General features: G+C 58.5%; 9 protein-coding genes. 2 read left to right on the forward strand and 7 right to left on the reverse strand.

The features are described from left to right. The 7 genes from AACU78_RS26820 to AACU78_RS26850 all read right to left on the reverse strand — a co-directional run bounded on the left by AACU78_RS26820 (window position 1) and on the right by AACU78_RS26850 (window position 10537). Entirely contained in the window at window positions 1-1011 is a 1011-nt protein-coding gene (locus AACU78_RS26820; RefSeq protein WP_106578740.1) for an ABC transporter permease subunit, read from the reverse strand. A 76-nt stretch (window positions 1012-1087) separates the two neighbouring features. After that, entirely contained in the window at window positions 1088-2686 is a 1599-nt protein-coding gene (locus AACU78_RS26825) for an ABC transporter substrate-binding protein (RefSeq protein WP_106578634.1), read from the reverse strand. Window positions 2687-2766: 80 nt separating this feature from the next. Beyond that, on the reverse strand, window positions 2767-4161 hold the full coding sequence (locus AACU78_RS26830) for an OprD family porin (protein WP_106578635.1): 1395 nt from the start codon (window positions 4159-4161) through the stop codon (window positions 2767-2769). Window positions 4162-4331: 170 nt separating this feature from the next. Beyond that, the gene (locus AACU78_RS26835) at window positions 4332-5876 is read right to left on the reverse strand and encodes an ABC transporter substrate-binding protein (RefSeq protein ID WP_371924155.1); all 1545 of its coding nucleotides are present in this window, start codon (window positions 5874-5876) and stop codon (window positions 4332-4334) included. Between the two features lie 365 nt (window positions 5877-6241). After that, on the reverse strand, window positions 6242-7870 hold the full coding sequence (locus AACU78_RS26840; protein WP_106578637.1) for an ABC transporter substrate-binding protein: 1629 nt from the start codon (window positions 7868-7870) through the stop codon (window positions 6242-6244). Between the two features lie 258 nt (window positions 7871-8128). After that, window positions 8129-9730: an ABC transporter substrate-binding protein gene (locus AACU78_RS26845; protein WP_106578638.1), complete on the reverse strand. Its 1602-nt coding sequence runs from the start codon at window positions 9728-9730 to the stop codon at window positions 8129-8131. A 90-nt stretch (window positions 9731-9820) separates the two neighbouring features. After that, window positions 9821-10537 carry an SIMPL domain-containing protein gene (locus tag AACU78_RS26850; RefSeq protein ID WP_106578639.1) on the reverse strand — a complete coding sequence of 239 codons (717 nt, stop codon included), beginning with the start codon at window positions 10535-10537 and terminating at the stop codon, window positions 9821-9823. A 218-nt stretch (window positions 10538-10755) separates the two neighbouring features. On the opposite strand from AACU78_RS26850, the gene AACU78_RS26855 reads away from it, so the two are divergent. Beyond that, window positions 10756-12018: an ATP-binding protein gene (locus AACU78_RS26855; RefSeq protein WP_106578640.1), complete on the forward strand. Its 1263-nt coding sequence runs from the start codon at window positions 10756-10758 to the stop codon at window positions 12016-12018. Next, the gene (locus AACU78_RS26860) at window positions 12011-12571 is read left to right on the forward strand and encodes a response regulator transcription factor (RefSeq protein ID WP_003171731.1); all 561 of its coding nucleotides are present in this window, start codon (window positions 12011-12013) and stop codon (window positions 12569-12571) included. Before AACU78_RS26855 ends, AACU78_RS26860 begins: the two co-directional genes overlap by 8 nt. Window positions 12572-12651 lie beyond the last annotated feature (80 nt).

Below are 12651 nucleotides of genomic sequence, written 5' to 3' on the forward strand. Positions count from 1 at the left end.
TCAGCGCTGGTGACGGATGCGTGGGTTGGCGAAGCCGTAGAGGATATCCACCACGAAGTTCACCAGAATCACCAGGCAGGCGATTAACAGGATGCCGTTTTGCACCACGGGATAGTCCCGAGCGCCAATGGCTTCGATCAGCCATTTGCCGATGCCGGGCCACGAGAAGATGGTTTCGGTCAGGACCGCGCCGGCCAGCAGCGTGCCCACTTGCAGGCCGACCACGGTGAGTACCGGGATCAGCGCGTTACGCAGGCCGTGGACGAATACCACGCGCGCCGGCGACAGGCCTTTGGCCTTGGCGGTACGGATGTAGTCTTCGCGCAGGACTTCGAGCATCGACGAACGGGTCATCCGCGCGATCACCGCCAGCGGGATGGTGCCGAGCACGATGGCCGGCAGGATCAAGTGGTGCAGGGCGTCGAAGAACGCATCGGGCTCGTCAGCCAGCAGCGTGTCGATCAGCATGAAACCGGTGCGCGGCTCGATGTCGTAGAGCAGGTCGATACGCCCGGAAACCGGGGTCCAGCCCAGGCTGACCGAGAAGAACATGATCAGGATCAGGCCCCACCAGAAGATCGGCATCGAATATCCCGCGAGGGAGATGCCCATCACCCCATGGTCGAACAGGGATCCTCGTTTCAAGGCCGCGATCACCCCGGCCAACAGGCCCAGGACACCGGCGAACAACAGGGCGGCCATGGACAGTTCCAGGGTCGCAGGGAAGAGGGCGGTGAATTCGGTCCACACGCTGGTGCGCGTGCGCAGTGACTCACCGAGGTCGCCGTGGGCGAGTTTGCCTACGTAGTCCAGGTATTGCGCGTACAGCGGCTTGTTAAGGCCGAGGCGTTCCATTGCCTGTGCGTGCATCTCGGGGTCGACTCGTCGTTCGCCCATCATGACTTCGACAGGGTCGCCGGGGATCATGCGAATCAACGCAAACGTCAGCAACGTGATGCCGAAAAACGTGGGGATCAATAACCCCAATCGGCGGGCAATAAAACTAAACATCTTGTTGTGTACCTCAATCAGCCGGTTAGGCAGGTTCGGCACCGTCAATGGCGACGGTGCCGAGCGTCTTCTCTTATTACTTCACCTGGGTGGTGGCGAAGTTATTGGTCGTCAGAGGGCTTTGGGTATAACCCTCGACGTTTTTGCGCATGGCGGTGAACATTTTCGGGTAAGCCATGGGAATCCACGGTTGGTCCTTCTCGAAAACGTCCAGGGCTTGTTCATAGAGTGCAGCGCGCTGGGCCGGTTCAGCGATAGCGCGTGCCTTGTCGATCAAGTCTTGAAACTCTTTGTTACACCAGCGGGCGTAGTTTTCGCCGTTTTTGGCTGCATCGCAACTCAGGTTTGGTGTGAGGAAGTTATCCGGGTCCCCGTTATCCCCCGCCCAACCGGCGGACACCATGTCGTGCTCACCGTTTTTGGCGCGCTTGAGCATTTCGCCCCATTCCATGACCTTGATGTTCACTTTCAGGCCGATCTGCGCCAGATCCGCCTGCATGCGCTGGGCGCCGAGCATCGGGTTGGGGTTGGTCGGGCCGCCGCCGTTACGGGTGAACAGGGTGAACTCAGTGCCTTCCGGCACGCCGGCTTCCTTGAGCAGAGCGCGGGCCTTGTCCAGGTCACGCGGTGGGTTTTTCAGCTTGTCGCTAAAGCCCAGCAGCGTTGGCGGGTACGGGCCGGTGGCGTCGACAGCGTTGCCTTTGCCGTACAGGGACTCGTTGTAGCCTTTTTTGTCGAACGCGATGTTGATCGCGTGGCGCACGCGCGCGTCGCTCATGTACTTGTGGGTGGTGTTCAAGGCGGTGTAGCTGGTGGTCATCGCCGCCAGTTCCGCGACTTTCAGGTTGGGATCAGCCTTGGCGCTCGGCACATCATCGGGCTTGGGGTACAGCGCGATCTGGCATTCGTTGGCCTTGAGCTTTTGCAGGCGCACGTTGCTGTCGGTAGTGATGGCCAGGATCAACGGGTCAGCCGGCGGCTTGCCACGGAAGTAGTCCGGGTTGGCCTTGAAGCGCACCTGGGCGTCTTTGGCGTAACGGTTGAAGATGAACGGGCCGGTGCCGATGGGCTTGGCGTTCAGGTCATCGGTCTTGCCGGACTTGAGTAACTGGTCGGCGTATTCGGCGGAGTGAATCGAGGAAAACGCCATGGCCAGGTCGGACAGGAACGGTGCTTCAGGACGGGTCAGGGTGAAGACCACGGTGTGGTCATCGGTCTTCTCTACGCTCTTGAGCAGTTCCTTGAAGCCCATGCTTTCAAAGTACGGGTAGCCCACGTTGGACTTGTTGTGCCACGGGTGATTCGGGTCCAGCTGGCGCTGGAAGCTCCAAAGCACGTCGTCGGCATTCATGTTGCGCGTGGGTTTGAAGTAATCGGTGGTGTGGAACTTGATGTCGTCACGCAGGTGGAACGTGTAGGTCAGGCCATCGGCGCTGATTTCCGGCAGGTCTTTGGCCAGGGCAGGCACGACTTCGGTGGTGCCGGGCTTGAAGTCCACCAGGCGGTTGAACATGGTTTCTGCCGCGGCGTCAGCGGTGACGGCGGTGGTGTACAGGACCGGGTCAAAACCTTCCGGGCTGGCTTCGGTGCAGACCACCAACGGTTTGGCCGAAACGCCGATCGCAACGCTCAATAGCGCAGCGGCAATGGCAGCTTGTAACGGGAGCATTTTCATTCAGAGCCCTCTGCAATCGAGTGAACCAGACAAGCGTAGACAGCGGGCTCGTCCTGAGCCCGCCGTTTACCTGGCGCTAATTAAAGAATGTTGAACGGGATGGTGGTGACCAGGCGGAACTCACGCAGGTTGCCGTCAGCCTGGTTGGCGCTGGCGCGGTGAGTCACGTAGGTACCACGAATGGTGGTGGCCTTGAGTGCGCCGCTCTGGATGGCGTACGAAGTACCTACGCCGTATTCCTGGTGTTTCTCGCCGTCTTGGGTCTGGATACCGTTGTAAGCAAAGCCTTTCACGCCGCCGTCGCCGGTGTAGTGAGTGCCGTCGATGCCCCAGCCGCGAGCCGAGTAGATGTTGAACTTCAGGCCTGGCACGCCGTATTCGGCCATGTTGATGCCGTAGGCGATCTGGAAGGATTTCTCGTTCGGGCCGTTGAAGTCGGACGTCAGGGAGTTGGCCAGGTAGATGCCGTTGGTTTCGTGCAGGTAGTCGAAGTACTCGTTACCGTTCACTTCCTGGTACGAGAAGGTCAGGCTGTGAGCCTGGTGAGTCAGGCCGAGCGACAGCGAGTAAGTGTCGTTGTCGATCTTGCCCATCAACTTTTTGCCTTCGTCGACGGTTTTGTAGTAGTTCAGGCCGGTGGTCAGGCTCAGTTGCTGGCTGTCACCCAGTTCATGGGTTGCGCCGAAGTAGTACTGGTTCCAGAAGTCTTTGACTTGAGCGCCGAAGAAGCTGGTTTTCAGGCTCTTGAACGGCTGGTAGTTCACACCGGCGGTGTAGACGTGATCCGCTTCCTGGCCATTGCCGTATTCGCTGCGGAATTTCGACAGGCTCTGTTCGGTACGTGGCGACACGCGGTCGAAATAAGCACCCTGGAACGACAGGTTGCTGAACTCTTCGCTGTTGAGGGCAAAACCTTCAAAGCTCGACGGCAGTGCACGGTTGCCGATGGTGTCGATAATGCCGCTGCTGAAGTTCTGGCGACCGGCGGTCAAGGTGGTGTTGGACACACGGAACTTGACGTTGGCCAGGCCCAGTTTGCTCCACTGGCCTACGGCATCGCCGTCGGAGTCGGCCAGGGTACGGTTGGAACCGCCCTTGATGTCACGCTTGCTCTGGTCGAGCGCGATGACGTTGTAACCCGCTACTTCGGTTGCTACCCCAACAGTGCCTTGGGTGAAGCCCGAGGAGTAGTTAAGGATGGTGCCTTGCAGCCAGTTGGTACGGTAGGCGTCGGTGCGAGCCTCGCCGTGCTTCTGGTAAGTGAACTTGCTACCACGGAAACGCTGCTCGTTGGAAAACCAGTTACGGGTAGTACCGCCCAGGCTTTGACCGTCGATAAAGCCTTTGGCCTCGCTTTGGGCGCTGGTGCCGGCCAATGTGGTCGGAACGAAGTCCTGGCTCTGGGTTTCAGCGAAGGCGGTCGCCGTGATGCTGCTGATGGCCAGGGCCAGAAGCGCTTTGCTGCTCAGTTTCATGGGTGGAGCTCCTTTGGTTCTCTTTTTAATGCCGGTCTTTTTAGGTGAACCGGCTATTGGGTGTGTAACTCGTTCAAGCCTTTGCAAACGTTTGCCGTAGGAAATTTCCCAACAAAAGGCTGCACGTTTGCCAGGGAGCCAACGTCGCTCCCTGCAATCCGGTTATTTTTTTATGGGTTGATACTGACGCCCGAGAACACGTTGCGGCCGAAGGGGCTCACTTTAAAACCTTCGACTTTGGCGCTTAACGGCTGGTTGACCGTCGAGTGGGCGACGGGCGTGATCGGCACCTGCTGCTTGAGCAGTTGCTGCGCCTGTTTGTATAGAACAGTCCTTTGTTCGCGGTCGGTCACGACCTTGGCTTGCTTGATCAGCTTGTCGTACGCCGGGTCACACCACATGGAGTAGTTGTTCCCGCCGATGGCGTCGCAGCTGTAAAGAGTGCCCAGCCAGTTGTCCGGGTCACCGTTGTCGCCGGTCCAGCCGATCAGGCTGATGTCGTGCTCACCGTTCTTGGTGCGCTTGATGTACTCGCCCCATTCGTAGCTGACGATCTTGACCTTGAGGCCGATCTTGGCCCAATCGCTTTGCAGCATTTCGGCCATCAGCTTGGCATTGGGGTTGTAAGGCCGTTGCACCGGCATCGCCCACAGGGTGATCTCGGTACCTTCCTTGACGCCGGCGGCCTTGAGCAATTCCTTGGCTTTTTCCGGGTTGTAGGCAGCGTCCTTGATGGTGTCGTCGTAGGACCACTGGGTCGGCGGCATGGCGTTGACTGCCAGTTGGCCGGCGCCCTGGTACACGGCGTTGAGGATGCTTTGCTTGTTCACCGCCATGTCCAGCGCCTGACGCACTTCGAGCTGGTCGAAGGGTTTGTGGCGCACGTTGTAGGCGATGTAACCCAGGTTGAAGCCGGGTTTGGTCAGCAGTTGCAGGTTCGGGTCGGCCTTGAGGGCGTCGACGTCGGCCGGGCGCGGGTGCAGCGTGATCTGGCATTCACCGGCCTTGAGCTTCTGTACCCGCACCGACGCATCGGTGTTGATGGCGAAGATCAGCTGGTCCAGCTTGACCCGGCTTGGGTCCCAGTACTGTTTGTTACCCACGTAACGGATCTGCGAGTCTTTCTGATAACGCTGGAACACAAACGGACCAGTGCCGATCGGCTTCTGGTTGATGTCGCTGGGCTTGCCTTCCTTGAGCAACTGCTCGGCGTACTCGGCCGACAGAATCGAGGCAAAGCTCATGGCGATGTTTTGAACGAACGCAGCGTCGACCGTATTCAAGGTCATCACCACGGTGTGCGGGTCGGTTTTCTCGACCTTGGCAATGTTCTTGTTCAGGCTCATCCCGTTGAAGTACGGAAACTCGGTGGGGTAGGCCTTGCGAAACGGGTGGTCGGGGTCAAGCATGCGGTTGAAGGTGAACAGCACGTCGTCGGCGTTGAAGTCGCGCGTCGGCTTGAATTCCTTGTTGCTGTGGAATTTCACCCCTTCACGCAAGTGAAAGGTGTAGGTCAGGCCGTCTTCGGAAATATCCCACTTGGTTGCCAACCCAGGTACCACATTGGTCGCGCCTTTTTCGAACTCAACCAAGCGGTTGTACAGCGGCTCGGCCGCATCGTTGTCGGTGGCGGTGGTGTACTGCGCGGTGTCAAACCCGGCCGGGCTGCCTTCAGAGCAGAACACCAGGCTCTTCTTGTCGGCGGCTTGGCCCATCGTGGCCACAGCCAGCAGGCTGGTGCCAAAAATTGCGGATAGAACAGTGGTATGGCGCATGACGATCCCGATCCTTGTTTGTAGTTGTCATCAGCGAGCAATCACCCAGGCTCGAAGCCTGGGAGACATCACTGATCCCACATACGGCAGGTGCCTTTCCGATATTGGTGCCTCTGCTGTCGTACGACGGTATGGGCCGTGGACTTCGCAGTAAATGCGCCAAAACGGATTGACCTTGTAGGCAACAGACGCACCTATCGCAGTTCGTTGCCGTAGGACGGTAACGGTTGCAAAGGTGGTCTGATTCCTACGGTCCAGGCGGATGCAATAACGGCGACGTTATGAAACGTCGCCGTTATTAATCCTTACTTGCCGCTTACGCTCACGCCGTAGAAGGAGTTCAAGCCAAACGGGCTGATCTTGAAGTCCTGCACGGTGTTGCGCATGGGTTGATACACCGTCGAGTGCGCGATAGGTGTGTAAGGCAATTCATGTTTCAGGAGTTGTTGCGCCTGCTTGTACAGTTCGGTGCGCTTGGCCACATCAGTGGTCGACTTGGCCTGACTGATCAGGTCGTCATACTGCTTGTTGGTGAACTTGGAGAAGTTGTTACCGTTCAAGGCCGAGGAGGCAAAGAGGGTACCCAACCAGTTGTCCGGGTCACCATTGTCACCGCTCCAGCCGATGATCATCGCCTGGTTCTCGCCGCCTTTGGAGCGCTTGATGTACTCGCCCCACTCGTAGCTGACGATGTTGACCTTCAGGCCGATCTGTTTCCAGTCGCTCTGCAGCATCTCAGCCATCAGTTTGGCGTTCGGGTTGTACGGACGCTGAACCGGCATGGCCCACAAGGTGATCTCGGTGCCTTCCTTGATACCGGCTTCCTTGAGCAGTTCCTTGGCTTTGGCCGGGTCGTACTTGGCGTCTTTGATGGTGGTGTCATACGACCATTGGGTCGGCGGCATGGCGTTGACGGCCAGTTGGCCTGCGCCCTGATACACGGAGTCGATGATCTGCTGCTTGTTGACCGACATGTCCAGCGCCTGGCGAACCCGCAGGTCTGCCAATGGGTTCGGCGTGGTCTGGCCCTTAAGCACAGGCATGACGTTGTAAGCGATATAACCCAGGTTGAAACCCGCCTGGTGCGGCATCTTCATGTCCTTGTCCGCTTCCAGTGGCTTGATGTCCGCTGGGCGAGGATAGGCCGTGATCTGGCACTCATTCTTCTTGAGTTTTTGAATGCGTACCGAGGCGTCAGTGGAGATCGAGAAGATCAGGTTATCAACCTTGACGTCTTCAGGCTTCCAGTAGTCCTTGTTGCCGGTAAAGCGGATGTTGGAGTCTTTCTGGTAGCTCTTGAAAACGAACGGACCGGTGCCGATTGGCTTCTGGTTGATGTCGCTGGCTTTGCCTTCCTTCAACAGCTGGGCAGCGTATTCGGCCGACTGGATCGACGCGAAACTCATTGCCAGGTTCTGGATGAAAGCCGCGTCCACGGTGCCAAGGGTGAACTTGACGGTGTGGTCATCAACTTTTTCGATGTTCTTGATGTTCTTGTCCATTTCCATGTCCGAGAAGTACGGGAACTCGGTTGGATAGGCTTTACGGAACGGATCGTCCTTGTTGATCATGCGATTGAACGTGAACAGCACGTCATCGGCATTGAATTCACGAGTCGGCTTGAAGTACGGAGTGGTGTGGAACTTGACGCCTTCACGAAGGTGGAAGGTATACGTCAGGCCATCCGGGGAAACGTCCCAACTGGTGGCCAGGCCAGGAACAACGGCGGTGCCGCCACGTTCAAATTGGCTCAGGCGGTTGAACACGGTTTCGGCCGAGGCATCGAAGTCTGTTCCGGTGGTGTACTGGCCTGGGTCAAAACCGGCCGGGCTCCCTTCGGAGCAGAACACCAGGTTAGTCGCCGCTTGGGCGAAAGGGGCTGCGGCCATAAGGCCAGCGCTAACTAAAAGCGGAAGGACTGCGTGTTTAAGCATGTTGGCCTCATGATTTGTTGTCATTTTTGGTGTTGAGGGCGACCTCGTGAGTCGGCCTGCGGATACTTATGCAGGGGCCATACCCATTGCAAGATGCTGAACCGTCGTGAGGGCCAAACAGTGGTACGAACGTACAGGAATGTCGCATTTATGAAAGTTTGTACATAAATGCATATATATAGAGGGTTTTTTCGGTGCATTTGACGCACCAAAAAAGCCCAACCGAGGCGTCTGGCGCACTCGGTTGGGGCGCAGCTGTTACTTATCTAGACTGACACCATAAAACGGCGTCAGGCCAAAAGGACTGATCTTGAAGTCCTGCACTTCTTTTCGAATTGGCTGGAAAACCGTCGAGTTTGCGATAGGCGTTATAGGTACTTGTTCCTTAAGGATTTTTTGTGCCTGTTGATACCACTTGATGCGCTGGTCGCGGTCACTGCTGACTTTGGCTTGCTGCACAAGTTTGTCGTAGGCCGGGTTACACCATTTGGCGTAGTTGCTGCCTTTGACCGCGGCACAACTGTAGAGCACGCCGAGCCAGTTATCCGGGTCGCCATTGTCCCCGGTCCAGCCGTAAATCATCGCGTCATGTTCGCCATTTTTCGCGCGTTTGATGTATTCGCCCCATTCGTAGCTGACTATGTTGGCTTTGATACCCACCTTTTCCCAATCCTGCTGAATCATCTGCGCCGACATTCGCGCGTTTGGATTGGAGGCGCGCTGCACGGTCATCGCCCAAAGATTGATGGTGGTACCTGGTGCAACCCCTGCTTCTTTTAGTAGCGCCCGCGCCTTGTTCGGGTCGTAGGGAGCGTCCTTGATGGTGGGGTCATAAGACCACTGTGCGGGTGGCAATGCGTTCTGCGCCAATTGCCCGGCGCTTTGGTAAACGGCCTTGATAATCGCCGGTTTGTCGATGGCCATATCCAGGGCCTGGCGCACTTTGAGTTGGTCAAGCGGCGGGTGAGTGACGTTGTAAGCAAGAAAGCCCAGGTTGAAACCGGCTTGCTGCAGCACGCGCAGGTTGGGGTCCTGTTTCATCACCTCGATATCGGCCGGGCGTGGGTAACCGCTGACCTGGCACTCGCCGGCCTTGAGCTTCTGCAAGCGCGAAGCAGCGTCCGGAGTGATGGCAAACACCAGGTTGTCGAGCTTCACATCCTCGGGTTTCCAATACTGTTTATTGGCGACGTAACGGATCTGCGAGTCTTTCTGGTAGCGCTTGAACACAAACGGCCCGGTGCCGACGGGTTTCTGGTTGATGTCTTCAGCCTTGCCCTCTTTCAACAGCTGGGCGGCGTATTCGGCTGACTGCACCGAGGCAAAACTCATGGCCAGGTTCTGCACGAACGAAGCATCGACATTATTCAGGTTGAAACGCACGGTGTGATCGTCGAGTTTTTCGACGTTTTTGATCGTGGTGTTCAACCCCATGTCGGTGAAGTACGGCGACTCGGACGGGTAAGCCTTGCGAAATGGGCTGTCGGCATCCAGCAGGCGGTTGAAGGTAAACAGCACGTCATCCGCGTTGAAGTCGCGGGTAGGGGTGAAGTAGTCGGTGGTGTGGAACTTGACGCCATCGCGCAGATGGAAGGTGTAGCTCAGGCCGTCATTGGATACCTCCCAGCGCGTTGCCAGGCCGGGTTCGACTTCGGTGCCGCCACGCTTGAACTGGGTCAAGCGGTTGAACACGGTTTCGGCGGAGGCATCAAAATCGGTGCCGCTGGTGTACTGACTGGGGTCGAAGCCGGCAGGGCTGGCTTCAGAGCAGTAGACCAGGGTGCTGGCCGCCTGGGCCATCGGCATGAACGCCAGCAGGCTTGCGGCCAGGAGTAGCGGTTTGAAAGCGGTTCTTTCCATGGAAACTCCTGAAGTGGCAGGCCTATACAGCCGCCCAAACGAAAACGGCGGCAACCGAGGTTACCGCCGTTCAGGTTTGTCAGGTAGAGGTCACTGCATCTGTACTTCGATCACGCCGTCTGCGCTCATGTTGACCTGGCTGGTGCCGGCTTCCACTTGCGGGGTAGGTGCCGAATCCGCCATGGCCGCTTTCATCATCATCCCGCCGTTGCGGGCGTAAGGCATTGGGTAGCCATTGGTGTTGAAGTTCAGGTTGACGATCTTGTAGCCCTTGCCGCCCAGTGCATCGGTGGCCAGTTGCGCACGCGCCTTGAAGGCGGCGACCGCGTCTTTAAGCAGTGCATCTTCGCTGGACTTGCGCGTGGTGTCGGCAATGGCGAAGTCCATGTTTTCCATTTTCAGGGTGTTCAGCAAATCGCCGGTGAGCTTGGACAGCGCCGGGAAATCCGCGCTTTCCAGGCGCAGTTCGGCACGCTCGCGCCAGCCGGTGATCTTCTGGTTCTTGTTGTCGTAGATCGGGTAGCTGTTGCGGCTGCCCTGGCGCAGGGTCACGCCTTTGACTTCGCGAGCTTCGCCCAGGGCCTTGTTCAGGGTGGTGGTGATTTCGGCGGCAAGCTTGGCCGGGTCGGTGTTTTGTGACTCGGTATAAAGGGTGACGATCATCTTGTCGCGAGCCACTTCCTGGCTGACTTCGGCACGCAGGGAGATCTGGTTGTAATGCAGTTCATCGGCGGCCATGGCCGGCAGGCTGGCCAGGGCGCTGGCGCTGAGAGTGAGGACAGCTGCACTGCGAGTGAAACGAGACATGGAAGCTCCTTGAGATGGTCGTGTTGGGATAGCCGTGTTCGGTAAGACTGTAGACGGTGCTATCGGGTTCTTCGGGTTTACACATTCGCTACAAGTGGCCGAGTGCCGACGAACGGTCATCTGCCCGGCCTGCGTCAAAGAGCCACACGCGCCGTGCCAGCGGGTCTGCTTCGTTTATACTCCTGCCGATCCGCCTGCAGCGCTCACCGGGAGAGCTCATGCTCGCCGCCGTAAAACTGACTTCCGCCACCCGCCAGAACCTCTGGCGCCTGACGTTCATTCGTACCTTGGTACTGGCCGCACAGGCCGGCTCCGTCGGGCTCGCGTATTGGTTCGACCTGCTGCCGCTGCCGTGGCTGCAGTTGGCCGTGACCCTGGGCTTTTCCATCGTGCTGTGTGTGTTCACCGCCATTCGGCTGCGCACCACGTGGCCAGTGACAGAGCTGGAATACGCGCTGCAATTGGCCTGCGACCTGTTTATCCACAGTGTGTTGCTTTATTTCTCCGGTGGTTCCACCAACCCGTTCGTTTCTTACTACCTGGTGCCGCTGACCATTGCCGCCGTGACGTTGCCATGGCGCTATTCGGTGGTGCTGTCGGGCATCGCGCTGACGCTGTACACCTTGCTGTTGGCGCAGTTTTACCCCCTCAAGACCTTCCCTATCGCCCGGGAAAATCTGCAGATCTACGGGATGTGGCTGAGCTTTGCGCTGTCTGCTGCGGTTATCACGTTTTTCGCCGCGCGCATGGCCGAAGAGCTGCGCCGTCAGGAAGAACTGCGCGCCATTCGCCGTGAAGAAGGCTTGCGTGACCAGCAGTTGCTGGCCGTCGCCACCCAGGCCGCCGGCGCCGCCCATGAGTTGGGCACACCGCTGGCGACCATGAGCGTACTGCTCAAGGAAATGACCCAGGACCATCACGACCCGGCGCTGCAAGATGACTTGAGCGTGTTGCAGGAACAGGTCAAGCAGTGCAAGCAGACCTTGCAGCAACTGGTACGCGCCGCCGAGGCCAATCGCCGCCTGGCGGTGGAGATGCAGGACGTGACCCAGTGGCTCGACGAAGCCCTGAACCGCTGGCACCTGATGCGCCCCGAAGCCAGTTACCGTTTCAACCTGCTGGGCCAGGGCAGCGTGCCGCGCATGGCGCCGCCGCCAGACTTGACGCAGGCGTTGCTCAACCTGCTGAACAACGCCGCCGATGCCTGCCCTGAAGGGTTGGGCGTGCAGCTGGACTGGGACGCGGAAAACGTGACCATCAGCATTCGTGACCACGGCGCGGGCGTGCCGTTGGCCATTGCCGAGCAGATCGGCAAACCCTTCTTTACCACCAAGGGCAAAGGCTTCGGCCTCGGCCTGTTTTTGAGCAAGGCCAGCGTGACCCGCGCGGGCGGCTCAGTGAAGCTCTATAGTCATGAGGAAGGTGGCACGCTCACCGAGCTGCGCCTGCCCCGTGTCGCACGAGGAGATATCGATGAGTGACGAGATCCAAGTCGAAGGCGAAGAACTGCCGCACCTGCTGCTGGTAGATGACGACGCCACCTTTACCCGCGTGATGGCGCGCGCCATGAGCCGCCGTGGTTTTCGCGTGAGCACCGCAGGCTCGGCCGAAGAAGGCCTGACCATCGCCCAGGCCGATTTGCCGGACTACGCCGCGCTCGACCTGAAAATGGACGGCGACTCCGGCCTGGTGCTGCTGCCCAAGTTGCTGGAACTCGACCCCGAAATGCGTGTGGTGATCCTCACCGGTTACTCGAGCATCGCCACCGCCGTCGAGGCCATCAAGCGCGGTGCCTGCAATTATTTGTGCAAGCCGGCGGACGCCGACGACGTGCTGGCCGCGTTGCTCTCCGAGCATGCCGACCTCGACACCCTGGTGCCGGAAAACCCGATGTCAGTGGACCGTCTGCAGTGGGAGCACATCCAGCGTGTGCTGACCGAGCACGAAGGCAATATCTCCGCCACTGCCCGCGCCCTGGGCATGCACCGGCGTACCCTGCAACGTAAGCTGCAGAAGCGCCCGGTACGGCGCTGAACAAAGTCTGAACAATCTGCTTCAGGCTGCACGGAGCCCTGAACCGATCGACTATGATCGGTTCAAACGCCTGTCACTTT

The sequence above is a fragment of the Pseudomonas sp. R9.37 genome (assembly GCF_963878885.1).
Taxonomy (GTDB): domain Bacteria; phylum Pseudomonadota; class Gammaproteobacteria; order Pseudomonadales; family Pseudomonadaceae; genus Aquipseudomonas.

Bases quoted from the DNA above. Each gene is read 5' to 3' on its own strand.
- AACU78_RS26820 (WP_106578740.1), bottom strand. From the start codon at position 1,011: ATGTTTAGTTTTATTGCCCGCCGATTGGGGTTATTGATCCCCACGTTT.
- AACU78_RS26825 (WP_106578634.1), bottom strand. From the start codon at position 2,686: ATGAAAATGCTCCCGTTACAAGCTGCCATTGCCGCTGCGCTATTGAGC.
- AACU78_RS26830 (WP_106578635.1), bottom strand. From the start codon at position 4,161: ATGAAACTGAGCAGCAAAGCGCTTCTGGCCCTGGCCATCAGCAGCATC.
- AACU78_RS26835 (WP_371924155.1), bottom strand. From the start codon at position 5,876: ATGGGCCAAGCCGCCGACAAGAAGAGCCTGGTGTTCTGCTCTGAAGGC.
- AACU78_RS26840 (WP_106578637.1), bottom strand. From the start codon at position 7,870: ATGCTTAAACACGCAGTCCTTCCGCTTTTAGTTAGCGCTGGCCTTATG.
- AACU78_RS26845 (WP_106578638.1), bottom strand. From the start codon at position 9,730: ATGGAAAGAACCGCTTTCAAACCGCTACTCCTGGCCGCAAGCCTGCTG.
- AACU78_RS26850 (WP_106578639.1), bottom strand. From the start codon at position 10,537: ATGTCTCGTTTCACTCGCAGTGCAGCTGTCCTCACTCTCAGCGCCAGC.
- AACU78_RS26855 (WP_106578640.1), top strand. From the start codon at position 10,756: ATGCTCGCCGCCGTAAAACTGACTTCCGCCACCCGCCAGAACCTCTGG.
- AACU78_RS26860 (WP_003171731.1), top strand. From the start codon at position 12,011: ATGAGTGACGAGATCCAAGTCGAAGGCGAAGAACTGCCGCACCTGCTG.